The organism is Alloalcanivorax balearicus MACL04 (assembly GCF_025532145.1).
GTDB classification, from domain to species: domain Bacteria; phylum Pseudomonadota; class Gammaproteobacteria; order Pseudomonadales; family Alcanivoracaceae; genus Alloalcanivorax; species Alloalcanivorax balearicus.
In genome coordinates, this window is the sequence record NZ_ARXS01000010.1 from 1 (window position 1) to 23,321 (window position 23,321).

Here is a 23,321-nt window from a genome sequence, read left to right on the forward strand (position 1 = left end):
TGTGGGAGCTAGCTTGCTGGCGAAGGTTTTGAAGAGAGAAAAATTCGCCTGCAGGCAGGCTCCTACAGCGGGTGCTAGTCGAACACCGCCGCCACCGTCTCCACCTCGTAAACGCGGTCGATCCAATCTTCCAGCTGTTCCCGGCTGGCGCCGTTCAGCCTGGTTTCGATCTCCGCCGGCACTTCGCCGAAGCGGCGCCGTAGCTGACGCAGCAGCATGTCGAGAACGCAACGGCGACCAGATTTATTTCGCCCGGAGATCTTTTCCTACATCCGCACTGCTGCGGCTGACACCCATTTCCTCGCGAGCTGACAGATTCCCTTCTAAACCTCCAGCATACTCTTTCCATAAATAGAAAGTATCGCCAGGCAGCCCTCCTAACGGGCAGATTGGCGCGAGCGTCATGAGCATTAACAATAGCCCACACCCTATATAGTCTTTAAACTATAATTGAGTGTCCAAATGTGGAAAGTTCAAACAACGGATCTGTTTGACCAGTGGTTCAAAGGGCGTGGCGATTCTGATCGGGTAAATATAATCGCGGCAATGCTCGTTCTGGAGCAGAAAGGCCCCTATCTGCCTCGCCCTTACGCGGATACGGTAAAAGAAGGAGGCTGAAGTGGGAAAAACACTGAATCAGATTCTGAGGACCGAAAAGCCCGAGGTCGTCAGAAAGGCGAAGGAAAAGGCCGACACCATCCTTCTCAACATTCATCTTAACGAGATCCGTGGCCTCATGTGCAAAACGCAGGTTGAAATGGCCCGGGCGCTCGGAGTGAAGCAGCCCACCATCGCGGGTATGGAAAAGCCGGGGCAGGACCTGAAGCTCTCTACCCTGAAGCGCTATATCGAAGCGGCGGGTGGAAAAGTTCGACTCGATATAGAGCTACCGGATGGTAAGCACCACCAGATCACGTTGTAGCTAGAGCTTTGGGATCCCATGTAGGAGTCAGCCTTGCTAGCGAAGGTTTTTGGTTTGGGGAATGAATCTCGGGTGGGTGCTAGTCGAACACCGGCTCCATGAGCCTCGAAGATGTACTCCAAAGGGGAAAAAAACGCTCAAGCCAGAGGCTTATTGGTTTGGGGCCAATATTGAAGAAGGCAGGGCGCCCTGGCTGAGCGTGCATAAACAACAGCAAAAACCAACAAGTTCATCCACGATTGGAAACACAATGCTCCCGATCGATACGGATCACTATCGCTTATCCAGCCTGGCCAGACAACCTTTTTCAATGAAAAACTTCAATAAAAAGAGCGACTTACGCTCTTATTAAAAGCCCGAATTGAAGGCGCCGCCACGGTTATTTCTTCCTGGGCCGGCCACGCCCACGGAAGTGAAGACGCTCCCCGGTAAGCTTTTCCAGCTTGTCGGCGTAGGCCCGGCTACCGATGTATTGATTGCGCTTCACCGCGGTTTCGATACGCTCCCGTTCGCGCTCCTCGCAGCCCATCGACAACAGTTCCCTGAAGGCGTCCCGGCGGCCGTTGATGTCCGGTCCCAGATGCAGGAAACCTTCGTTGAAATCGATCAATCCAGGGTGGTCGCCGCGCATCCTCGCCCCATGACTGCTCCAACGGTAACGCCCCGCCGACCTGCTCAGTCCCTCCATCACCGGCAACAGCTCCATGTAACGCAGGTCCGCCAACAGCCACTGCCCGGGCTCCACCAAGGCGCTGCGGAAGCGTCCATGCCAAAGCGCGCCATCCCGGCCATGGCGGTGGTTGAAGTCCTGACTGTAGCGGCGCTGCACATACTGAACGCAGCAGCTGAGGTCATCCGCCCTGCGCATGGGGCGCAGCAGCAAATGGGCGGCACCGGGCAACAGGCACCAACCATGCACCCGCACCTGGAAGCGGGCTTTGGCCACTTGCAGAAGACGCAGGTACTCCTGGTAATCCTGGTCCTCGATGAATACCGGTTCCCGGTTATGACTTTCTTCAAAGACGTGATGAGCTTCCCCCACCACCAGAGTTCGTTTCTTCCTTGACATGCCCCTGCTCCATAGTCGCCTTTGGCCCTATCGGAAATCATTGTGTTTTCAGGTGGCTGCGCTGACTTCCTCATGCCGGTATGGCGCTGACAGGAAATTGCGTTCTTGTATTATTTTTATACAATTCGATTTATAACAAATAATTATCCTAGCGTCGATCACTTCCGGGGCCGCTCTGCGTCTTTTCAAGGCTCTCGCTCTTCGCTTCCATTTTTCGCAATTCTCTTCGATCTGGTTTTTGCGATAGCGCCAATTCACTGCCTTTCTTTTATGTTTATTACAGGAAATGGAATAAGATCGGGGCCAAAACCGCCCTTCCGTTCATAAGGATAAAAGCGAAGTCAGCTCTTTCTTAAAATGGGCATAGGGGAATCTTTGGACAACACCCCGGGGATCGCCCTCCGCAGGGAGCATGGCTTCGTGGCAGGAGATGCCGGATCGAGTCCGGCATGACGTTTTTCAGAGGGTGCGAAGGCGCTCAATTCCCCAGCCGATAGATACCCGGTTGGTCCATGATCACCCGCCCATTGGCCGTAAGTTCGGCCAGGTGCTGGGAAATGGTGCGGGTCTCGGCGTCCGTGACCCAGGCGGCGTTGAACCCGGCAGGATAGAGAAGCCGCTGCTCCACCAACTGCTCCAGCGTTTTCGGAGATTCACTCAGCAGATCCAGCAGCCGCTGCTCGCGCTGATCGATCTTGGCGGCGAAGGCGGCCAGGTCATTGAGGAAATGCTCCCGATCGGTGTAGACGCCCCGGTGATGGGAGGTGACCCAGACTTTGGCGGGAATATCCGGCAGCCGCGCCAGGGTGCGGCGGAAGTCACCCAGGTTCGAACAGGCGTCCCCATAATAAGGGCCGAACCCGGTCAGATCGATATCACCGATAAAGGCCACACCCTCGGGTTCCACCAGTAGCACACAGTGGCCCGCGGTATGCCCGGGCATGTGGAAGGCCCGAACCGTGGAGCCGCCAAGTTCCCAGCACGCGCCGTCCTGGTACCCCTGTGCATCGGGCCGGGGCGCGTAGAAAAAGTCCCGTTGGAACTTCTTCAGTGTCTGCTCGATACGCTGCTCCGATGTCATGCCAAAGGCGGCCACCAGGCCCTCCCAGCTGCGCGCCGATGGCAAGTCGGCCTCATGCACATGAACCTCGGCTTCGGGCAGACGGTGCAGCCCCGCCATATGGTCTTCATGCACGTGCCCCATCACCACCAGTTCGGTGGCGTCGAACTCCGCGCCGATATAGTTCGAGACAATCGGAGTGTCGAACGCCGCGCGAGTATCGGTTCCCCGAATAAGCACCTGGTTACCATCGGGGTATTTTCCGCTTTTTTCACCAAAAAGGACGGAAACACGACCGAAGTCAGCGCGCTGGACCGTTATAATGGAAGCCTTATTGTTCTTGCCTGAATTCATTTTATTAACCTTCTTGAAAGAATGTCATGCAATACCAGTAGACACTCTATAGCAGTGGGCAACGCAAAGGCATATTGACACCGTTTATTGTCGGCGTCAGGCGTTCTCCGGCGCGCCTGCCTCCTCCTTCAGCCACTGCCAGAACACTTGCACGGCCCGGTCATGCCGGCGCCCGGGCGCGGTGGCGATGTGGTAATGGCCGGGAATCGCCCAGGTGCCGGGAAAGGCCACGGCGAGGCGCCCGCTTTCCAGAAACGGGGTCACCAGGGGGCGAACACCAAGGGCGACACCGAGGCCACGGGCGGCGGCTTCATACAAAACCTGCAAGCTGTCGAAACGAAGCCGTTCCTGGCCGGACCAGGACGGTTGCCCCGCCCAGTGGAACCAGTCGCGCCACTGGTTGGCGGGATACACCGCTTCAAGCAGGCGGTGACGAGGCAAATCCTCAATCCGTGCGGGCGGCGGCAGATCGTAGGCCAGCCGTTCGGCGCAGACCACCTCGGCGGTAACCGCCATCAACGGCTCCGAGACCAGATGGCGCCATTGCCCGTCACCGAAGAGAATCCCCACATCCGCGGCGCCGCCCAGAAGATCAATGTCACCGGAACGGGTTTGCAGGATCAGTTCGATGCCCGGTTCACACGCCTGAAAGCGATGCAGGCGGGGCAACAGCCAGCTGATAGCAAGAGATTGGGAGATTCCCACCCGCAATGGACGGTGTGATGGATCCGGAGCCATCCACTCGGTGGCGGCGCGCAGGGCCTGATAGCCGGGCTCCAGGCGCAGAAGATAACGGCGGCCGGCGGCGGTGAGTTGCGGTGTGGGCCCGGAGCGATCAAACAGTTGCACGCCGATGTGTTCTTCCAAGGCCTGGATGCGGCGTGAAAATGCCGATGGGCTCAGCCCCAGCTTCTCCGCCGCGTCACGAAACCCTCCGGTACGCGCGGCGACAATGAACGCCTCTATTGCCCCCCAGGGTGGCGAGCGCCGGTTCACATTCGCATCTCCTCCGACAAGAGATCACCAGTAAAGCACGTTTGCCTGATCGACGCGTGCCCGGCCCTCCAGCACCTCACGGTAGACCTGCTCCACCGCTTCCGGCCCATGGGACGACTGGATTTCCAGCCATCGTGCCGCGTGCCGGTAAAAGCGCGCGGAGTGATCCCGCACCGTCTCGGCCAAACGTTCCGCGCCCCAGGCCCGCCGCCGGGCGAGAATGTGGTCCGGCGCGAAAAACAAGGTTGGCGGCGGGCCCGGCAAATCCGGCTCCTGCTCATGCAGGTTCGGCGAGGCCGCGTCCCAGTGCGTAAAGCCTACCCGGCAACTGTGACGGAGATCATCACCGAGATGGCGATGCACCGCCGCCCTGCTGCCCTGGTTGCCGGAGATGTCCACATACACCGATGGCCGACGCCGGACCGTATCCAGATCGGAATAACACAGCACCGTGTCGTAGAGTCCGGTGCTTTCCACGAAGGACTGATTGGCCGGCGCGGTAAGCCCGATCACCTCGCCGGCGGGGCGGTCCGCTCCAGTCAGCATGAAGCCCAATCCCAAGGCGGTCTTGCTGGATGCACTGGAGATCAGGATCTGTTCGGCGCCGAAGGCCCGCTGCTGCTGTAACCAGTCAGCCAGGAAAAATGACAGGCTGAACAAGGGCCGCAACACCAGATGGGGGTTTTCCCGCTCTGTTTCCGGCTCTGTTACACGGCTGTATTCGTTATAGGTGGACGGCAGCTCGCGGCGATGTCCGGCGCCGTCCAAAAACCGCCGGGCGGTCACTTTTTCCGGTGCCAGGCGCAGGTGGCTGCTCATTGGGAAGTAGCCGTAAATCCGTTCTCCCACTGCGATCTCCTCATGCCGGGAGGCGATGACATGCCCGTACCCCCACACCGGCACCGAACCCCAACCGTCCGCCTGCGGGAAAAAATCCCAGTAACGGCCGCTGTCTCCCAAACGCGCGTAGGTGATGTTGTTGGCGGTGAGCGCGAATTTCTCCGCCGCCACCTCGATTTCGCCCTCTGGCAAAGGGGGTAATTGCTTATCCCATTGCCAGCGGAAGGTACGCGGATCGTCGCGCCGCACAAGAAAATCGGCCAGGTCACTATTGTTCATAATCATGCTCTCCCTCTGGAAGGCTCATCCTAGGCGGCACGATTTCCCCGGGTCGATTGCGTTAAGCGCAATCCGCGTTGCGGCAAACAAGACGGGTGGACTTATTGTTCGTTGAGTTCGAACACTGCTGTCGAAAAAGGAGGCATTATCCCGGGAAGGCGGGTGGTTAACCTCAACGAGGACGGTGACCTCCTCTTCCCTTGATTCGAGGATTCGCCGCATCGCATACGCAGCTAAAATCCAGTAAAGGAGATAACGGATATGACCGCGCAGACTCTGGAAAACAAAGTCGCCGTGATCGGCGCCGGCGCCAAGAACCTGGGTGGCCTGATCAGCCGCAAGATGGCGGAAGGCGGGGCCAAGGTGGTGGTGCACTACCACAGCGACGGCTCCAAGGATGACGCCGAAGCCACGGTACAGGCGATCAAGGACGCTGGCGGTGAAGCTCTGGCGGTACAGGGCGACCTGAGCAAACCGGACCAGGTCACCGCTCTGTTCGATCAGGCCAGATCCCACTTTGGCGGCGTGGACATCGCCGTGAACACGGTGGGCAAGGTACTGCGCAAGCCGATCCTGGAAACGTCGGAAGACGAGTACGACTCGATGTTCGACATCAATTCCAAAGCGGCTTATTTCTTTATCAAGGAAGCGGGCCGGACCCTCAACGACAACGGCAAGATCATCACCATCGTCACCGCCTTGCTGGGGGCCTTCACCGACGGCTATTCCACCTATGCCGGCGGTAAAGCGCCGGTGGATCATTTCACCCGGGCCGCCGCCAAGGAATTTGGTTCCCGTGGTATCTCCGTCACCGCCATCGCACCGGGCCCCATGGACACGCCGTTCTTCTATCCCCAAGAAACCCCGGAACGGGTGGAGTTTCATAAATCCCAGGCGATGAATGGCGATCTGACCCGGATCGAGGACATCGAGCCCATTGTTCGCTTCCTCGCCACCGAAGGCTGGTGGATCACCGGCCAAACGATTTTCGCCAACGGCGGCTACACCACGCGCTGAGGGTCCGTGGCCAGCCTATTGGTCCAGGAGATATGATTTCGCGCTGTATTCGCTGGCAAGCCAGCTTCCCACAGAGAATGCCACGAAGCCGCTGTGGGAGCTTGCTTGCAAGCGAATGAGTTTGCAATATTCGCTTGCAGGCAAGCTCCCACAGCCCGCCCTCTATTGCATGTGAACGGGCGTATTAATTTGGGGAAACACTTATGCGTACGCTTATTTTCATCGCCGCTGGGCTGCTGTTGCTGGGGATGTTGCAGTTATTCAGCCGCCCCCACTGGCGTGGCCGCGCGGCCCTGGGGTTCATCGTGGTGTGGCTGCTGGTCAGTGCCGTTAACCTGAGCCTGGGGCTGCGCGCCGGCTACGCTCTCGGTGAAGAGTTGCTGGTGCATCTGTTTCTTTTCGGCATTCCCGCCCTTGCCGCGCTTTGGGCCTGGCGGCAGCAAAGCACCTCGGAAAAATGAGCCAGAGCCCTTGAGCACCGCCATCTGGCGGCACATCATCACGCCGGATCAGCGGAATACTTCGCCAATGGTCAGACTATCGAACAAGCGATCGATCCACTGATCCAGCTCGTCCAGGCGCGCCGCGTTCAGTTGCGCTTCGATATGGGGAGGGACGTGACCGAAACGGCGCTGCAGTTGCCGTTGCAGGATGGACCGGGCGACATCGGTGGCGCCCTTTTCAACGCCCTGTTGCCATTGCTGAGCCACGCCCTGGGACAGGCCCGCCTGTCGATATTGTTGTTGCGATTCTTTTATTCTTTCTACCAGCATGGTGTTTGCCTCTTGCCAGTTTCGTCCGCGCCTCACGGCGTTTGACATTCCATGATCTGACTTCGAGTCTAACAGATGTCAGGCTCCCGGCTAGCCCCTAATCCACCAACGGCAGCCCCGCGGCGCGCCACTCCAGGATGCCCGCTTGATAACGGCGCACCTGGAAGCCCCGTTCACGCAGCAGGCGCGCGGCGTCATGGGAGAACGCACAGTAGACCCCACGGCAATAGGCAACGATTTCCCGGTCCCGTGGCAGCGCCGAAAGCATGCTCTCCAACTCCGCTATCGGTGCGTTCAGGGCGCCCGGCAGGTGCCCGGCCTGATATTCCGCATTGGGGCGCACGTCCAGCAAGGTCACCGCCCCCTGCTCCAAGGCTCGCTGTAATTCAACACGAGTCATCGGCTCGAGGGTTTCGCCGGCATCATCGTCGGCGAACAGCCGCCCCATAAGGCGTTCCATTTCAGCCAGATGGGTTTCCGCCACCTCTTGCAGCAGAGTCAGCAGCCTCAGAATGCGCTCATCGGTGAGCCGATAGACCATTTGCCGCCCGTCCCGGCGGGCGGTGACCAACCCGGCGCGGCGCAGATGCTGGAGATGCTGCGAGGCATTGGCGATGGACAGGCCGCTGGCCCCCGCCAACTCCTCTACCGGCGCCTCCTTCTGCGCCAGATGCTCCAGCAGCGCCAGCCGATGGCCGTTGCCCAAAGCACGGCCCAGCTGGGAGAGCACATCAAACAGTTCCTGGCGGGATACCGGCATGCACGGACCTCAAATAATCAATAAATCAATTGAATAAAACCTTATCCAAGGTCGCGTTTTATCGCAATCACTGCCGTCGCTCCCTGTAGGAGGTTCCCATGGTGGCCCTGCAACGCGAATGGGGCTTCTGGTGTTGGGTATTCGCCAGCAGGCTGTGGGAACCACAGCCTGCTGGCGAATGGGGCTGGCCTTGTAGCTGGCCGTTCAGCGGCGGCGGCGTGCCTTGCGGCGGCGGGGGGTTCGGGACAACGAGCCCTTGGGGCGGCCGGGGCCGCGGCTGGCCAGGCGGACACCAGTGGCCTTTTCCACCTGGTCGATAAAGCGGTCATCGCCGGTAAGCTGGCTGCGGTGAATAGCGTTATGGATACGGCACCATTCGGCGTCCTCCATCTCCCGGGTCAGAAGCCGGCGGTAGAGCTTTTGCCGCTCTGTTTCATCGCTGTGCAGAGCCAGATAATCCGGATGATTATCCAGCGGATAACCGGCCATGAATCCCATACGGATAACATGGCTGGACCAGTCGTAATGATCAATATGCTCCACCCCCGCCATACTCAAGGGCAGAGTTTCGATATAACGCATGCTGGACAACGACCACGGGCCCCATTGCACCGGACTGGAGCGATAGCGCCCATCCCAGAGCCGGCCATTACGCTTGGCGATGCGATTGTGCCGACGCACCGTTCTCACCGACAGCGACTTCATGAATTCGCTAATGCGCTGGGGATCGCCCATGGGATCAAGCAGCAGATTGACCTGATCGCTCAACAGGCACCATGCATAAATCCTCACACCCAGTTTGGTGCGCAGATCCTGAACATCCAGCAAGTATTTATGAAATTCTTCCACCTCCCGGAATATCCGCTCACCGGCTCGGGCTCGCTGCATGATATGACAGGGGAAGTCTGGAAGAATAAAACGCCTCTTCCGTGGCATAGCCATGCTCTCTGCACAGTCTTTAATTATGTTTCGATAATTTTACACTTCAAACTAAAAATACCAACCCGAAATCGGCACCATAGTACGGATTTTATCTGTCCCCTTTTGTTGTGCCGCGACAACCTACCTAAAAAAAGGCGACGAACCTTGTTTTTCCGTATAAAAACGCGATTTCAAAATAGCGGAAGACACTATTGAAATAATAATAACAACGCTCTTTGAAGATGCCGTTAAAACCTGAGAGGCAAGTTTGATAAGCAAAAAAAACGGCACCCTGTGGTGCCGTGAAAGAGCCAATGTTGGCTTGGAAGGCAGAAATCGTCGTTACTCTTTGTCGTTTTACCCTTTTAACGGCGATGCTCTGAGCAGGGCTTCACGGATGGTCGCGGCCTCGCCATCCGGCACGCCGCGCCCCATGAAAAGCCGGTAGCATTCCCGGCGATCTTCTTCGTCATTCCCCATGCGCAGGTAGCCCAGGTAGGGATCCAGCAAGGCACTGGGCTCGATGCCCATGCGCGCCCGGAAACTGCTCCAGGCGTAATTCCAGGGCATGTCACACTCACCGGCCCGTACCGGCAGGAATTCCATGTAGCGCATGCACGCCAGCGGCCAGTACCCCGGGGCCACCTGACACAACTGAAAACGCTGTTCCCAACGGCGGCTGGCGGTGCTCGGAGCCGGCATACGGCGCGGCTCCACCTGGAACAGGCTCAGTGACTGCATGAATTCGGTGGCGTCGTCGCTACTGCGAAACGGGCCGGTGAGGATGCTGGCGCTCACGGGCAACAGGCACCAGGCATAAATCGGCACTTCAAAACGCAGTTTGAGTTCGTACAGGTTGGCGAGATAGCGGCGGCAATCGAGGTTATCGCGGAACACGCTGCGCATGGCGTCTCCGCATTGCTCGAAGTAATTGAAATATCCGTTTATAACGGGACGCTGGGTCCGGGACATGGCTCCTCCTGAGCACTTTTTTCTTCCATCGTGCCTGACATTGAACACCAGTCAAGCGGTTGTTGTCTTGGCTTGGCGCCGAAATTGTGAATCGGTTCCCAGGGCGCTGTATTCGCTGCCAGGGCAGCTCCCACTCAGGGGCTACGAAGCCGCTGTGGGAGCTGCCCTGGCGGCGAACGACGTGGGCGTGCACCCCACCGCCGGGATAGCGCCTACTCCTGCTCCGCCTCCAGCTGCTCCTCATCCGCGCGCCACAGGCGATAGCGCAGCTCGAACCCTTCCGGCAGGTACACCACCACCGGCAGACGGCTGTTGTAGGGTAGCACGAAGCCGTCACCGTTGACGCCGACAAAGGCGTCACGGCGAGTGTCGTCGCCACAGCCCATCAGCGTGGACGCCGGCCCGCTGACATCGCTCAGCCGCCAGTAGGAATAACCCCATCCCTCCAGGGTCTGTTGCTCCAGCTTGCCGTGAAACCAAGTGTGGTTGCAGTCCACCGACTGGATTTTGCCGGGCATCAGCTCCACTTGCATGCGTGCCGGATTCTCCGTTTCGGGCAGGCGGATCACCCAGCGCTGGTAACCTTCCTCCGCTTGCGGATAAGGGGCGACTTTCTCCAGTGGGAGAGGCTCCAGCGGGCGCGGCTCCGACTCGGCCGCCAGGGCGGGCAAGGTAACGGTGAGCAGCACGCCGCCCAGCAGAGCATTGATCCTTGAATTCATTCTTCAGCCTCCATTCACTATGCGGTCGTGCCGTTGGACACGCCTTTTAAACTACCCGTTCTCGCACTTCCGCTCCAAGCCACCTGCGCGAAGTTTGTGGGACAGCCGGGGCGGGTTTCCCTGTGATCGGCGATCACACACAAAGGTTGCATCGAAAACTGCTGAAAAGCGGTCAAATGCGGTAAAACAGGTAACCGTTCATCTACTTTTACAGTCCTTTTATGGTGTTTCCGCCTCACCTCACGCCACAATCGGGGTGTTGGCATTAACCATGGAGGTTCTGGCCATGATGATGATTCAGTTGAATCCGGCGATTCCCCTGAATACCCCCAGGGGCGAGGGACTGGCCCACGTACTGATCGACTATGGGCCGGAACACGAGCTCTACTGGACCGTGTTTCTCTCCGAAACCGGAGACGTCTATACCTTTTCCAACGGTGAGGTGCGTGCGTCAAAAAACGTCAAACTGGGTCGTTTAAAGCCCGAACGGCCCAAGACCAACGGCCACGCGCAAAACCTCATTACCTGACACGGGAATCGATCCTGAGCTGGCTTCGCGGCACCGGCAGTCAGCACTGACCCGTCTCGGGGACAAACAATGCCTGAAGCCCGAGATCCGATCCGGGCTTCGGGAAACGGGCTTTATCGTATTTTTTCCACCTCTCCTTTCAAAACCCCACCGCTCCACGAAGCCGCTGTGGGGGCTTGCCTGCAAGCGAATATCCCAACGTCAGAGGCCGGAATTCGCCAGCAAGGCTGGCTCCTACAGACCATGCTACGAAGCCGCTGTGGGAGCTTGCCTGCAAGCGAATATTGCCATGCCAAGCCGGTTCGCCAGCAAGGCTGGCTCCTACAGACGCTTAGCAGTCCGTTTCCCCCGGTTGGCAGCCGGGACAAAAATCGCCGTCATCACGGTTGTGAACATGTGTTTACTTAAAAATCGATGATGCATGGCGGACAAGAACAAGAGCCGAGCCCTTACTTTACGGGCATTCCGGCGCTAATCCCTTCGCCTTATCGTTCATGTCCCCTTTTTCGGAGTACAGCGCCGAACAGGGTATACGATTTGTGTCCCCATATTGGCCACGCCAAGGTAAACTTTTTTGGCATTTTTGTTTCTTTTTTCCTTGGACCTTAGCACCAAAAGAGCGTTACACCACGCTTACATAAAAATCATAACTATCTGTTTTTTCTAATTTTTTCCATTTCGTCAAGTGTCTTGAAGAGCCTCTTTTCAATGACAAATTCTGGACACAGTGACTTCTGTCCTACCCTACCCCTTGTACGCCGCTCCAACCCTTTACTCTCCCGAATCCGAGGGCGGCACTACATAAAAAAAACGCCAAGAAGATCACATAAGAAATTGGAGGATTGTCACCAATGTCATCACGCTCCCGCCTGAGAAATGGAATTCGCGCCGGCGCACTGTTGCTCGCCCCCGCGATCGCTTCCGCGAACATGGGTAACCTGGCCACCACCTACGGCGTCATGCCCAGCGACGTCGCCACCGTGCAAGCCCTGTCCATGTTCAATACCCAGGTCTCCACCGCCTTCTACAATCCCGCTTATCTGGCCCGCGACACCCGCGGTGAGATGACCGCTGGCCTCATGCACGCCGATCCCAACCTCAAGGCGGACAGCCAGAACCACGGCACCTACAAGGTGCAGGACGATCCCGCCCAGCAGATCCTGCTCGGCTTGCGCACTGATCTCTCCGACATCACCGAACTGGGCCAGCCCATCGTGCTCGGCCTGCTGCTCGGATCCGAGAAATACTCCCAGGAACTGATGGCGTTCAACTCCAGCACCGCCCCCTATGGCCAGTATTTCAGCCATGGCCGTGAGCCCCTGTTCCTGTCCCTCGGTATTGGCACCAATATCTGGCGTGGCCTGGCCATCGGCTTCGGCACCCGCATCACCCTGCACTCCGACGCCAAGCTCTATGCCTGGAGCAACCTCGCCGGTGATACCCAGTACGAGCAACTGGACGTTACTGCCAAGCCGGTGCTGCGCCCCATCCTCAGCATGAGCCTGGACTGGAAGGAAACCTTCTGCCCCGACGCCGAGTGCTGGTACAACGGCGTGGAAACCGCCTTTGCCTTCCGTGGCTACTCCTATGCCCGTGTCAGCGTTGACGCCAACATGGTCATCCCGGAAACCATCCCGGAACCCGGCCTGTTCATCAATCTGAGCACCATTGACTCCTACCAGCCCAACACCTATGTGTTCGGCACTCAGGTGAAAAAAGGCAAGTGGCGTACCGGCGTCGCTCTGGAATTCCAGGAATGGTCCAAGCTGGAAGACAAACTGACCAGTGGCCACGATGACATCAAGGACGTCGGCGATCTTCAATTCCGCGACACTTTCACCCCGCGTATCGGTGTGGAATACGAGTTCGAGCCCGGCATCGGCTTCTCCGGCGGCATCGCCTATCAGGAGTCCCCGCTGGAAACCGGCGTCAACCGGGAAATCAATTACCTGGACGCCCGCCGCACCATCTTTGGCCTGGGCTTCCACGCCACCGCCAACCGTGTCTACGGCTTCAAACACCCGGTGCGCTTCGATCTGGCCTACCAGTACCACGCCATCGGCGAGCGGGCCTTCCGTTTGATCTCCGACCAGACCGGCAACAACGACCGCGTCAAGACCGACGGTGACGTTAGTGTTTTCGCCGCCTCCATCAGCATGCAGTTCTAAGGAGTAGACATGAATACGTTGACCCTGAAGCGGGGGGGCTTGCTGATTGCCTCCGCTCTCATCCTCAGCGCCTGCGGCGGCGGTGGCGGCAGCGACATGCCAGGACCCGACGCGGGTGAAAGCAAACGCCAGAGCCTGCTCTACGCCTACCCCGACAACGGCCAGACCGAAGTGCCGACCCCGGCCCCGGTGGTACTGCGCTTCTCCAGCGCCGTCACCGTGGACGCCGCCGAGGCGGCGATTACCCTGCATGAAGGCGACGCCAATGGTCCAACCCTGGCCGCCACTTTCTCCACCGTGGACGGCGAACCGCGCGGCCTGGTGCTAACCCCGGACGACAAACTCAAACCGCTCACCGACTACACCGTGGTGATCAGGAACCTGAAACTGGAAAAAGGCACCGCCGCCAATCAGGTGCTGGGCTTCACCACCCGGCCGCTGCATGAGGGCCCGCGTTCCCTTGTGGTCAGCAGCGACGACTTCGTCATCGAGCGGCGCATCCCCGACGGCGGTAGCAGCGAACCGGTGATGGACTTCTCCACCTTCCGCTTCCAGTTCAGCCAGCCCATCGACCCGGCCACCGTGCACTACGGCGACGCCCCGGCCAGCAGCACCGCGCCGGCGGACAACGTGGGCCTGTACGACAGCCAGGGCAATCTGGTGGACGCGGTGCTGGTGGTCAACGACCGCTACATGACGGTGGACCCGAACCCGCAATCCGACGATCCCGAAGACCAGTATTTCTCCTACCTGACGCCGGGAGAAACCTACACCCTGCGCCTGGGCGATGGCATTACCAGCGTCTATGGCGAGACCTTCGGCGGCGACGAAATCGCCTTTACGCCGAAGGATTCCTCACCGCGTGGTGAACCGGCGGTGCTGGTGCAACGCATCACCGACTCCGCCAACCGCACCAATCTGTCACCGCTGACCGGCAAGCCAATCAACGAGGTGCCGGTGAACGGCGTACTGCTGGGCGAAGACGCCAACATCACCCAGGCCAGCAACAACGCGGTCATGGCGGAACTGGCGGACGTCACCCAGTACCCGGATGTCACCCCGATCCGTCTGCCGCGCAACACCGTGCTCGACGGCAGCAGCATCGACGTACTGATCGGCGGCCACGTACCGGCGGGCTTCTCCTCCGGCCAGGTGGAAATGCGCATGCTCAGCGACGCCACCGGCTACCTGGTGCCCAACCCCTATAACAGCAACCGCAGCGACGCCCTGCGCATCGTGCACCTGTTCATGGACGTGGCCATCGCCACCGAGGACCCGCGCACCAACGGCGCCTTCACCCAGGACATTCTGCACATCGAACTGATCGGCACCGCCGCCGTGGACACCACCGAAGGCGTGCTCAACATCGACGCCGTCAGCGTGGTGGAACCCAACGTGCTCGGCCAGGAATACGGCTACGGCTTGCTCAGCTTCCAGCTGCAGTCTTACAAAGACCAACAGAATCCGCCGGTGGATGCGGTGGCTGAGATGGAAGATAACGAGCCGCCGGTTCTGCAAAGTTGGACATTGGGAGATAATTCAAGCACGGGAGGTGTGGATAAAATTACCCTCGCTAAACCTGGGGACCCGATAGTACTTAACTTCAGTGAGCCGCTGGACACAGTATCTCTGCAAGGTCGGGTTCGATTGGTTAAGAACGAAGGCGGCACTCAAAGCGATGTCCCTGTAGCACTCCACATAGATGGTAGTGCCCTGGTTATTAAACCAGACCAGCCATTAGAACAAAGTAAGGAACTAGATCGAATCTCCTACAATATCAGCTTGCAAAGTGGTATCACCGATTTCGCGGGCAACCCATTCAATGGCGTTCTTGATCGCACCATCGAATTACCAGTACAGGTACAACAAGTTATTGGAGGGGCTGACAACTTCGGAAACCCACCCGTACTTACTCAATGGGCTCCTTTCGTATTGAGTACATATCCCGGTTATGCATGCCTGATCGACTTCTCTCTTGCAGACTTGCCCAACGATATAGCAGGTCGTTGTGCTGGCGGCTTTTCCGGCGTATATCAAGAAGACTTCCCAGGCATCCCCTTAACGGAAGACGATCTTCAGCCCGAGGATGATTACCTACCGGTATCGACAATACCTCCGAATCGCCCGATCATTGTTCGCTTTTCAAAAGATATCGACCCTGAAAGCGTAGAGCTCGGACGTAACTTTATCGTTGAAGAAATCGACACTGAGGGGACAGCCTCTTCCGAAGTTTCCGGTGCACTCGAGCTAAATAGTCGTGTAATCAAATTCTGGCCGGATGAAAAATGGAAAGACGGCCAGCTTTACCGCTATACGCTGGTATCCAATGGAGACTGGCAATCCAATACCTGCGACCAGCAAGCGATATGTGGGGTTGACGGTTTTCCTCTGCAAACCAGGCAGCTTCCTGAATCGAAAATCAACCAAGCCTTGGTTCCAGGTCAGGACCGTGGCACTTACATAACCACATCAGCGACCGCTTTACCGAACGGCGGTGGCGCCCCGTTCAGTCAGATTTTCAAAGGGACAGCGGAGTCTGGAAGCGTGCTGTTGTCACTGGTCAACCTGCCTACCGCGGATACCAACGCAAACCTGTTTCACGAGATGAATCATACCGTGGCGGAAACCGGCCCCAACTCCACTGGCTATGTTCCATTTGAGTATGCCTTGGAAGAGCCCATACCGAGCGATGAGCCCGACCCTTATACAGATCCCCTTTTGGACCCTGACGGTGTACGTCCTCTTCCCAACAGCGCCAAGATCTTAACCAGAACCCCGGGAGGTAAGCCCTTTGGCCAGGCTCAGGCCGAAAGGATGCTTCTGAACAGCGGAACAATCGGCTGTGGCTTTAACTACCCCCAAGGCGCTGAGCTGACAAACGATAGCACCGGGGATCCTTTGGTTTGTCCAAAAGAAAAGTTCACCTACATCAGCGGCGGCATCAATGCCGAGGTAACCAGTGAGTATGTGGAAGGCAGAGGGCTTAAAGTTCTTATCCATCCCGGCCGGATCATGAGTTCCAGCTTCCAGGTATATCAAATCCTACTGGAACAGATGGTCCCTGTTCCATCCGGGCCACAGGTGATGAGGATACGGTACGCGGAAGACAGTCAGGGTGTCCGGAATCGACTTGTCGAAGGCTGGATAACGGATGATGGCTTAGGTAATCTGGAACTGAATGCCGATGTGGACTTGTATATAGATGCCCCATATCTGGAAGGCAATCTTTTTGGTCTTACCGCCCATCACAATATCTACAGCTACCCTGTGTCGATGAATCTGACAGGCCCCATAGAGTTTCTTGATGATGGACGCATGACCATCCATCAATTCAACAGCAAGCCCGTCCCCATCGACATGAAATTCTATGCGCCAGTGGGATTCCAAGCTGGATTTCTGGACCTTCTCATTCCCGAAATGGGGAGCCATTTAAGTTACGTGACTGACCCGATCAAATAAACCCCGATTAAGGAGGCGGATTCCGCCTCCTTTCCTCCCTCCATATCTCTACCACCCCATAGTTTCACCACCCGGAAAACCCGCCCCTTTCCACCACTTGCCTGATTTCCTTTTTATGGATCCGGCAAGCTCCCCTTCTACTTCATGTTTGAAGAGACTCTCCCTCTACCTTCCTGGCAAAGGTGTCTAGTCCTGAAATAGGTTGACACCTAACCTGGAGCAGTTGATCCCGGCCCAGATGAAGGGTGTGATCCGGTTGTCCATGGAGAAGATGTTGGAGCTCGCGAGCGCCGATCCGAGGCTGGCGGCGACGGATGGTCCGGACAAAGTCCACCACCCGCTGTTCCCGATCCTCCCTGGCTTGCTGTGCTCGCTCCGCCTGATACCAGGCTTGGCGACTGATGCCCAGGAGGCGACAGGCCCTGCTGACGGTCAATCCGGCAACGCGGTCTTGCGTGAGGACTTGCCAGGCCGCTTTTTTACGGTCACCCCGTAGTCCTTCTCCATGACATCGACAACGGCTTCGAAGAACTCGGCCTTCTGTTCGGCCAGCCACAGCTTCTCCTCAAGCTCCTTGATCCGCTGCTCCGGGGTGGGCGGTGACTTCGGCATGGTGGCACTCCGGGTCGTACCGTGGGAGGCACCAGGGCTCCAGTCCTGGCGGCCATATCGACGTAACCACCTTAGTACCGTCGAGCGGCCTTGGATACCGTAGCGGGCCTGAGCTTGCTTATAGGTCAGCTCACCGCCTTCCACCTGATCCACCACCGCCTGTTTAAAGGCCAGGGTGTAATCCCGCTGTGTTCGCTTAACTCGTTGATTCATCACGTTCTCCCAAAGTCAGGGCCGGAACGTGTCAACTCTATTCAGGACGGGTCACGCACAAAAAAAAGGGGCCGAATAAGTATTCGGCCCCAGACATTAGGTTAGCAATTCGAGTTACGGATAGATGTTAATATCCGCGCCACCTTGCACAACCAGATCACCGGTCACGGAACAGATGCCGAACTGAGCATTGTTCAAAGCAAAGAATGACGGATCAGCATCGGTAGGGCTCCCGTTAGAGAAACCAGCAACGATATTACCGCTACAGGTCACCAACCCTCCCAAAATGGATACTTCAATACCGGACAGGGGCAAGGTGTAATTACTAGTGTTCGCAGTACCCGTCCAAGGGAAGTTTTGCAGCACAATATTCGAGCAAACAGATGCAGAACCGGATACAGAACCGGTAGTAACAGTTACGTTACCGGCGGCGTCAACATCCCCAGTCAGGCTCAAATCACAGGTTGCCGTGATAAAGCTGGCGGAAAGAGTAGTTTCACCTTTGAAGGTGTAAGTACCCGGATATTGAACATCAATTGCGTGAGCACTAGCAGCCCCCATCAGAGCCGCACCGCCGATCGCCATGATCAAAGCTTTCTTCATATTCTTCATGATCAAATTCCTCATAAGTCCATATTTTGGGTTGGTGGCAAGTCGTTACTGCTTCCTTGGCTTGCCGTGGCCGGTACCGGTCGCTGTGTTGCCCCCCGTACCGACTGACTATGAGGTTACAACGGTGCACAGTTGTGTCTTAAGTTGATCTTTCAAAATCCGCCATTTATCGTTCAGTTACATTTTAAAGGCGCTCTTAAATCAATCACTTAGCCTCAGTTACCTGTCCCCCTTTTGTTTCCCTGAAAGGCCCGAAAGGGCCAAGGTCAGGGCAAAAAAGATACATTTATGCTGTAAAGGTTTACTCGCTCTCGAAACATCTTCATCTCTTTAACTTGCTGTTTTTTATGGAAATCTGAAATAAAGTTCCGAAACGCGGACCAAGGAAAAGGCCCGCGAAGCGTCAGAAGTTTGCGAACAAGGGACGGGAGAGGCAGTGCCCCCGCTCATAGAGCGGGGGGAGAGCTGAAAGGCTCAGGATTTCCGGCTTCGGGGGCGGGTTCGGTTACGTGATGTAACCGTCCTGGACGCCTTGATGGCGGCGGATTGGGTGAACATATCATCACCAATGGGCTGGCTGCGACGCAGCGCCAGCTCAATATGGCGCCACTCCTGCTCACTCTGCCCTTGCCGTATCAGCAGGCGGTAACTCTCCTGCCGTTCTTCATCGGTGCGGCCAAGCGCCAGGTAATCAGCATGGAGGTCGAGGCAATAGGGTTCCGCTCTGCCCATTCGTTCGCGGTAGCTGGACCAGCGGTAGCTGCCCACGTGGGCCGCTTCACCGTGCACCACGGCTTGCAGCTCAATGCCACGCAGGGCGGCGAGAAACCAATAGCCGGTTTGTACCGGGGAGGAACGGTAACGCCCTTCCCACAGGCTGCCGTTCTGTTGGCGCCGCCGGTTACGGTAGCGTGTGGTGCGCAGGGAGAGTGCCTTCATGAATTCCGGCAGGGCCTCGGGGTCGGGGCCCGGGTCCAGCAACAGATGCACCTGATTGCTGAGCAGACACCAGGCATAGATACGCACGCCCAGTTCCTCTCTTAGTTCGCGCATGTCGCGCAGGTATTTGCGGAAATCCCCATCGGTGTGGAATACCGTTTGACCACGGAATCCCTGCTGCATGACGTGATGTGGATACCCTGGAAGAATCAACCGCCCGCTCCGTGGCATGGTCGTCCCCTTTTTCGCTGTTATTTTTTTCCGAGGCCGGCGGATTTTAACCCGCCGGTGCAGTCATTCACTTTGAAACGACCGATTGATTTTGTCCAGGGTTTCTGTCCCCTTTTTTGTAACCACCGTCCATGGTGGTTACCCTTCGGGCCGTTGCCAAGGCAACGTCAAAAATCGTTCCCGACGATTTGTTTGTAACCTGCCATCCATGGTGGTTACCCTTCAAATCGGCGATATCAATCCGCCATCATGGCAATTCGCTTAATATCTCCGACGCCATTTTGTATGAACGCAAACGGGCGTCGTGGTCGAATATGCCTGAGGTAATAATGACCTCATCCACTTGGGTTTTGTCGAGAAACTCCCGCAGCCCTTCGGTGACCGTGGTTTTATCGCCGACCATGGAACAACGCAGCGCCTGCTCCACGCCGGCCCGTTCCAGCGGCGACCAGAATTCATCCATGTTTTCCAGCGGCGGCGGCAGCGGCCCCGGGCGGCCGCGGCGCAGGTTGGTGAACTGCTGCTGCACCGAGGTAAACAGCCGCTGAGCTTCACGGTTGTCATCAGCGCCGTAGACGCCGATACCCGCCGCGGCGTAGGGCTTGTCCAGGTAGCGTGACGGCTCGAAGCGGTCGCGGTAGATCGCCAGGGCGTCGTGCAGCGCTTCCGGCGCGAAGTGGGAGGCGAACGCGAATGGCAGGCCGAGACGGGCCGCCAATTGCGCGCTGAACAAACTGGAACCCAGCAGCCACACCGGCACCTTGGTGCCCACGCCGGGGATCGCCTTGACCCGCTGTTCCGGGTCCGGGTCATCCAGATAGGCCATCAGTTCCTGCACGTCCTGGGGAAATTCCATGGCGCTGGATTGCAGGTCGCGACGCAAGGCGCGGGCGGTTTCCATGTCGGTGCCCGGTGCCCGCCCCAGTCCCAGGTCGATGCGGCCAGGGTGCAGGGACGCGAGGGTGCCGAACTGCTCCGCCACCACCAGCGGCGCGTGGTTGGGCAACATGATACCGCCGGAACCGACCCGGATGCGTTGAGTGCCAGCGGCGATGTGGGCGATCACCACGGCGGTGGCGGAGCTGGCCACGCCGGGCATGTTGTGATGCTCCGCCACCCAGTAGCGGGTGTAGCCCCACTGCTCGGCGTGGCGGGCCAGATCCAGGGAATGGCGAAACGATTGGGTGGGATCCCCGCCACGCAGGATGGGACAGAGATCCAGAACGGAATAGGCCGTCATATAAACTCCCGAACGAACAAACGATGGGCAAAGAGATGGGGCAGTTGGCGGCAAAAGTCAAAGAAAAGCCAGGTACGGCGGGCGCCAGGCATAGGAATGGGCAAGGATTGGCGATGAAATCGCAAGCCGTCGCCAGCCCCTGAACCTCAGCCCCTGTAGGAGCTTGCCCTGCAAGCGAATTCGGCTTCCTGCGAAAAGATTCGCTTGCAAGGCAAGCTCCTACAGCGGCTTCGTAGCCTGGGTTGATGCATGCTTAGCGGTTGTGGCACCACCGCTAGGCGTGAATCAAGTCGTGGTCGCGACGCTGCTGGCGGTAGCGTTGCAGATGGAAGCGGTGCCCTCCCCAGGCTTGATCCAAAGCCACCACGCGGCGGAAGTAATGACTCACCGCCGCCTCGTCGGTGACACCGATGCCGCCGTGCAATTGGACCGCGTCGCCGGTCACCATGCGTGCCGCCGCGCTGATGCGCGAGCGGACGCCGGCGATAACCGCTGACGAACGCTGGCCGCGCTGATCCAGGTGCGCTGTCAGTAAGGGCAACAGCGCCTGGCTGTATTCCAACTCCAGGGCCATGGCGGCCAGACGATGCTGGATCACCTGGAATCGCGACAACCGCTGGCTGAACTGCTCGCGGGTGTCGACGTATTTCAGGGTCAACGTCAAGGCCGCTCGCATGGCGCCCAATGCTTCCGCGCAGGCTCCCGCCGCCCCCCAATCCCACCCTGCCTGCAACGCCGCACCGGCGCTTTCCGCGCTGGCCACCAGGGCGTCGTCGGCGACGCGCACATCAGCGAAAAACAAGTCCGCCGCCGATTGCCCGCCGATGGTAAGATAGGACGTCATCGACAATCCTGGCGCATCCGCCGGCACCCGCATCAACACCGACCCCTGCTCGGTGGCGGCGGAGACCAACAGCGTGTCCGCCTGTGGAGCCCCCAATACCGTGGCCTTGGTGCCCTGGAGCCGCCATTGGTGTCCATCGTGCCGTGCCTGGGTGGTGAGCGGCCGCAAATCGTAGCGTCGCCCCGGTTCGGCCCACGCCAGGGCCAGACGGCGTTCCCCGCTCATCATCGCCATCAACAGTCCAGCCTCGCGTTCGCCCTGCCCGGCCGCCCGTAAAATTGCCGATGGCACCAGCATGGCATCCAGCACAGGCGCCAACACCAGACCACGGCCAAACTGTTCCAGCAGGATCAGGGCTTCCTTGGGAGACTGGGCGTAGCCGCCGTCGGTTTCCGGCAGGCAGGCACCCAGCCAACCCAGTTCAGCGATCTGCCGCCATAAGGCGGGGTCGTCCCCGCCTTCAGCAAGCGCCGCGCGACGGCGCATCAAATCGTATTCGTGGTCGATGAAGCGCTCGATACTGTCCTGGAGCTGGCGTTCGTCATCACTGAGCCCCAGTGCCAACGGCCGCCGTTGTGCCATTGCGTCGCTCATAAATGCAGCCCCCGTTTGGCGATGATGCCGTGCTGGATTTCATTGGTGCCGCCATAGATGGATACCGCCCGGCGAATCAGGAACTGGGACATGGCCCCCATCGCCGCCGGGTCACCAAAGTCATGCTCCCGATGCGGTTGGAAAAGAGGGAGTCCGTGCATGCCCAGGACTTCCACCCACAAGGCGCTAAGGCGTTGCTGCAGCCGCGCCCCCTGAATCTTGACCATGGAAGCGGCGGTATCGGCCTGGCTGCTGGCGTTGTCGGTGAGGATGCGATAAATGGCCAGCTCGTGGGCGGCGACTTCGATTTCCAGAGCCGCGCATTCCGTATCCAGCGCCTCGTCGTCGATGCCCTCGCTGTGCTCATCACGCATGCGATCGATAAGTTCGCGCAACCGCTTCATATCCTGTTTCGCCTGCGGCAGGTAGGCACTGCTGGTGCGTTCGTTTTCCAGCAGGAATTTGGCGTAACGCCAGCCGGCGTTTTCCTCGCCGATGAGGTTCTCCGCCGGCACCCGCACATCCTCGAAGAACACTTCATTGACGTAATGATCCATGTCCTGGGTGATGATGGGTTTCACCGTCACGCCTGGGCTGTGCATGTCGATCAGCAGCATGCTGATGCCGTTTTGCTTTTTGCCGCTGTTATCGGTACGCACCAGGCAGAAGATCCAGTCGGCGAATTGCGCCTGGCTGGTCCAGATTTTCTGGCCATTGACCCGATAGCAATCCCCTTCCCGTTTCGCGGCGGTGCGCAGCGAAGCCAGGTCGGAGCCCGCATTAGGCTCGGAATAGCCCTGGCACCAGAATTCGGAGCCGTCCAGGATGCGCGGTAAATAGCGCTCTTTTTGCTGTTCGGTGCCAAAGGTGTAAATCACCGGTCCGATCAAGTGCAAGCCGAACGGGCTCGGCGCCGGCGCCCAGGCTTCCGCCAGCTCGATATCGAACACCATCCGCTTGAGCGGTGACCAGCCGGTGCCGCCGTAGCGGGTCGGCCAGTGTGGCGCCGACCACCCCTTGCCATGGAGAATGGCGGTCCACTCGCGCATGTCCTCCTTGCTGGGGTGGAACCCCTGCCGACAGCGTTGTTCCAGCGGCTTGGGCAGATTCGCGGCGACGAAATCACGCACTTCCCGGCGAAAAGCGCGCATCTCCGTGGAATCGAGAGTATCCATAACGCAGGGTCCTCATGATC

The 23,321-nt window shown here is 58.4% G+C and carries 21 protein-coding genes and 1 pseudogene; 6 read left to right on the forward strand and 16 right to left on the reverse strand.

The window, feature by feature from the left end:
- Positions 1 to 74: 74 nt before the first annotated feature.
- Positions 75 to 218, reverse strand: coding sequence for a DUF4351 domain-containing protein (locus tag MA04_RS10050; RefSeq protein WP_262460323.1), 144 nt, complete (start codon positions 216 to 218; stop codon positions 75 to 77).
- Positions 219 to 619: 401 nt separating this feature from the next.
- Here MA04_RS10050 and MA04_RS10055 point away from each other — a divergent pair, with 401 nt between their 5' ends.
- A complete protein-coding gene (locus MA04_RS10055) occupies positions 620 to 922 on the forward strand; it encodes a helix-turn-helix domain-containing protein (protein ID WP_262460324.1) in 303 nt (100 codons plus the stop codon).
- Between the two features lie 379 nt (positions 923 to 1,301).
- On the opposite strand, the gene MA04_RS10060 is transcribed toward MA04_RS10055, so the two are convergent.
- The 4 genes from MA04_RS10060 to MA04_RS10075 form a co-directional block, all read right to left on the reverse strand.
- Positions 1,302 to 1,991: a transposase gene (locus MA04_RS10060; protein ID WP_262460325.1), complete on the reverse strand. Its 690-nt coding sequence runs from the start codon at positions 1,989 to 1,991 to the stop codon at positions 1,302 to 1,304.
- Positions 1,992 to 2,469: 478 nt separating this feature from the next.
- Entirely contained in the window at positions 2,470 to 3,291 is an 822-nt protein-coding gene (locus MA04_RS10065) for an MBL fold metallo-hydrolase (RefSeq protein ID WP_262460326.1), read from the reverse strand.
- 210 nt (positions 3,292 to 3,501) lie between these two features.
- On the reverse strand, positions 3,502 to 4,401 hold the full coding sequence (locus MA04_RS10070; protein WP_163126965.1) for a LysR substrate-binding domain-containing protein: 900 nt from the start codon (positions 4,399 to 4,401) through the stop codon (positions 3,502 to 3,504).
- A gap of 24 nt (positions 4,402 to 4,425) precedes the next feature.
- The gene (locus MA04_RS10075) at positions 4,426 to 5,520 is read right to left on the reverse strand and encodes a DUF2855 family protein (RefSeq protein WP_262460327.1); all 1,095 of its coding nucleotides are present in this window, start codon (positions 5,518 to 5,520) and stop codon (positions 4,426 to 4,428) included.
- Between the two features lie 261 nt (positions 5,521 to 5,781).
- On the opposite strand from MA04_RS10075, the gene MA04_RS10080 reads away from it, so the two are divergent.
- Entirely contained in the window at positions 5,782 to 6,537 is a 756-nt protein-coding gene (locus MA04_RS10080) for an SDR family oxidoreductase (RefSeq protein ID WP_262460328.1), read from the forward strand.
- A gap of 203 nt (positions 6,538 to 6,740) precedes the next feature.
- Positions 6,741 to 6,998: a hypothetical protein gene (locus tag MA04_RS10085; RefSeq protein ID WP_262460329.1), complete on the forward strand. Its 258-nt coding sequence runs from the start codon at positions 6,741 to 6,743 to the stop codon at positions 6,996 to 6,998.
- A gap of 48 nt (positions 6,999 to 7,046) precedes the next feature.
- Here the strand turns inward: MA04_RS10085 and MA04_RS10090 are convergent, their stop codons facing one another.
- The 5 genes from MA04_RS10090 to eco all read right to left on the reverse strand — a co-directional run bounded on the left by MA04_RS10090 (position 7,047) and on the right by eco (position 10,685).
- Complete coding sequence (locus MA04_RS10090; RefSeq protein WP_063141604.1) at positions 7,047 to 7,310, reverse strand: DUF4351 domain-containing protein; 264 nt, start codon at positions 7,308 to 7,310, stop codon at positions 7,047 to 7,049.
- 97 nt (positions 7,311 to 7,407) lie between these two features.
- Complete coding sequence (locus tag MA04_RS10095; protein ID WP_233925680.1) at positions 7,408 to 8,070, reverse strand: ArsR/SmtB family transcription factor; 663 nt, start codon at positions 8,068 to 8,070, stop codon at positions 7,408 to 7,410.
- Positions 8,071 to 8,274: 204 nt separating this feature from the next.
- Positions 8,275 to 8,958: a transposase gene (locus MA04_RS10100; protein WP_262460330.1), complete on the reverse strand. Its 684-nt coding sequence runs from the start codon at positions 8,956 to 8,958 to the stop codon at positions 8,275 to 8,277.
- Between the two features lie 390 nt (positions 8,959 to 9,348).
- Positions 9,349 to 9,963 (reverse strand): hypothetical protein, encoded by a 615-nt coding sequence (locus MA04_RS10105; protein ID WP_163126960.1) that lies wholly within the window; start codon positions 9,961 to 9,963, stop codon positions 9,349 to 9,351.
- Between the two features lie 212 nt (positions 9,964 to 10,175).
- A complete protein-coding gene (eco, locus tag MA04_RS10110; protein ID WP_233925681.1) occupies positions 10,176 to 10,685 on the reverse strand; it encodes a serine protease inhibitor ecotin in 510 nt (169 codons plus the stop codon).
- Positions 10,686 to 10,971: 286 nt separating this feature from the next.
- Between eco and MA04_RS10115 the strand changes: the two genes are divergently transcribed.
- From MA04_RS10115 to MA04_RS10125, 3 genes are all read left to right on the forward strand, one after another.
- The gene (locus tag MA04_RS10115; RefSeq protein WP_014994944.1) at positions 10,972 to 11,214 is read left to right on the forward strand and encodes a hypothetical protein; all 243 of its coding nucleotides are present in this window, start codon (positions 10,972 to 10,974) and stop codon (positions 11,212 to 11,214) included.
- Positions 11,215 to 12,065: 851 nt separating this feature from the next.
- On the forward strand, positions 12,066 to 13,382 hold the full coding sequence (locus tag MA04_RS10120) for an outer membrane protein transport protein (RefSeq protein WP_262460331.1): 1,317 nt from the start codon (positions 12,066 to 12,068) through the stop codon (positions 13,380 to 13,382).
- 9 nt (positions 13,383 to 13,391) lie between these two features.
- A complete protein-coding gene (locus tag MA04_RS10125) occupies positions 13,392 to 16,841 on the forward strand; it encodes an Ig-like domain-containing protein (protein WP_262460332.1) in 3,450 nt (1,149 codons plus the stop codon).
- A 211-nt stretch (positions 16,842 to 17,052) separates the two neighbouring features.
- Here MA04_RS10125 and MA04_RS10130 read toward each other — a convergent pair.
- From MA04_RS10130 to MA04_RS10155, 6 genes and pseudogenes are all read right to left on the reverse strand, one after another.
- Positions 17,053 to 17,666 (reverse strand): annotated as a pseudogene (locus MA04_RS10130) (helix-turn-helix domain-containing protein); the annotation flags it as partial.
- A 114-nt stretch (positions 17,667 to 17,780) separates the two neighbouring features.
- Positions 17,781 to 18,278 (reverse strand): hypothetical protein, encoded by a 498-nt coding sequence (locus tag MA04_RS10135; RefSeq protein ID WP_262460333.1) that lies wholly within the window; start codon positions 18,276 to 18,278, stop codon positions 17,781 to 17,783.
- A gap of 474 nt (positions 18,279 to 18,752) precedes the next feature.
- A complete protein-coding gene (locus MA04_RS10140) occupies positions 18,753 to 19,448 on the reverse strand; it encodes a transposase (RefSeq protein ID WP_262460334.1) in 696 nt (231 codons plus the stop codon).
- A gap of 247 nt (positions 19,449 to 19,695) precedes the next feature.
- A complete protein-coding gene (locus tag MA04_RS10145; protein ID WP_014994949.1) occupies positions 19,696 to 20,688 on the reverse strand; it encodes an LLM class flavin-dependent oxidoreductase in 993 nt (330 codons plus the stop codon).
- A gap of 274 nt (positions 20,689 to 20,962) precedes the next feature.
- Positions 20,963 to 22,126 carry an acyl-CoA dehydrogenase family protein gene (locus tag MA04_RS10150; protein ID WP_233916717.1) on the reverse strand — a complete coding sequence of 388 codons (1,164 nt, stop codon included), beginning with the start codon at positions 22,124 to 22,126 and terminating at the stop codon, positions 20,963 to 20,965.
- Complete coding sequence (locus tag MA04_RS10155) at positions 22,123 to 23,301, reverse strand: acyl-CoA dehydrogenase family protein (protein ID WP_262460335.1); 1,179 nt, start codon at positions 23,299 to 23,301, stop codon at positions 22,123 to 22,125. Before MA04_RS10155 ends, MA04_RS10150 begins: the two co-directional genes overlap by 4 nt.
- Positions 23,302 to 23,321: the final 20 nt, after the last annotated feature.

Excerpts from the sequence above, each read along its gene's own strand:
- MA04_RS10105 (WP_163126960.1), bottom strand. The coding sequence starts at position 9,963 with ATGTCCCGGACCCAGCGTCCCGTTATAAACGGATATTTCAATTACTTC.
- MA04_RS10050 (WP_262460323.1), bottom strand. The coding sequence starts at position 218 with ATGCTGCTGCGTCAGCTACGGCGCCGCTTCGGCGAAGTGCCGGCGGAG.
- MA04_RS10135 (WP_262460333.1), bottom strand. The coding sequence starts at position 18,278 with ATGAAGAATATGAAGAAAGCTTTGATCATGGCGATCGGCGGTGCGGCT.
- MA04_RS10115 (WP_014994944.1), top strand. The coding sequence starts at position 10,972 with ATGATGATGATTCAGTTGAATCCGGCGATTCCCCTGAATACCCCCAGG.
- eco (WP_233925681.1), bottom strand. The coding sequence starts at position 10,685 with ATGAATTCAAGGATCAATGCTCTGCTGGGCGGCGTGCTGCTCACCGTT.
- MA04_RS10095 (WP_233925680.1), bottom strand. The coding sequence starts at position 8,070 with ATGCCGGTATCCCGCCAGGAACTGTTTGATGTGCTCTCCCAGCTGGGC.
- MA04_RS10120 (WP_262460331.1), top strand. The coding sequence starts at position 12,066 with ATGTCATCACGCTCCCGCCTGAGAAATGGAATTCGCGCCGGCGCACTG.
- MA04_RS10090 (WP_063141604.1), bottom strand. The coding sequence starts at position 7,310 with ATGCTGGTAGAAAGAATAAAAGAATCGCAACAACAATATCGACAGGCG.
- MA04_RS10155 (WP_262460335.1), bottom strand. The coding sequence starts at position 23,301 with ATGGATACTCTCGATTCCACGGAGATGCGCGCTTTTCGCCGGGAAGTG.
- MA04_RS10060 (WP_262460325.1), bottom strand. The coding sequence starts at position 1,991 with ATGTCAAGGAAGAAACGAACTCTGGTGGTGGGGGAAGCTCATCACGTC.
- MA04_RS10100 (WP_262460330.1), bottom strand. The coding sequence starts at position 8,958 with ATGCAGCGAGCCCGAGCCGGTGAGCGGATATTCCGGGAGGTGGAAGAA.
- MA04_RS10085 (WP_262460329.1), top strand. The coding sequence starts at position 6,741 with ATGCGTACGCTTATTTTCATCGCCGCTGGGCTGCTGTTGCTGGGGATG.
- MA04_RS10145 (WP_014994949.1), bottom strand. The coding sequence starts at position 20,688 with ATGACGGCCTATTCCGTTCTGGATCTCTGTCCCATCCTGCGTGGCGGG.
- MA04_RS10080 (WP_262460328.1), top strand. The coding sequence starts at position 5,782 with ATGACCGCGCAGACTCTGGAAAACAAAGTCGCCGTGATCGGCGCCGGC.
- MA04_RS10140 (WP_262460334.1), bottom strand. The coding sequence starts at position 19,448 with ATGCCACGGAGCGGGCGGTTGATTCTTCCAGGGTATCCACATCACGTC.
- MA04_RS10125 (WP_262460332.1), top strand. The coding sequence starts at position 13,392 with ATGAATACGTTGACCCTGAAGCGGGGGGGCTTGCTGATTGCCTCCGCT.
- MA04_RS10075 (WP_262460327.1), bottom strand. The coding sequence starts at position 5,520 with ATGAACAATAGTGACCTGGCCGATTTTCTTGTGCGGCGCGACGATCCG.
- MA04_RS10150 (WP_233916717.1), bottom strand. The coding sequence starts at position 22,126 with ATGAGCGACGCAATGGCACAACGGCGGCCGTTGGCACTGGGGCTCAGT.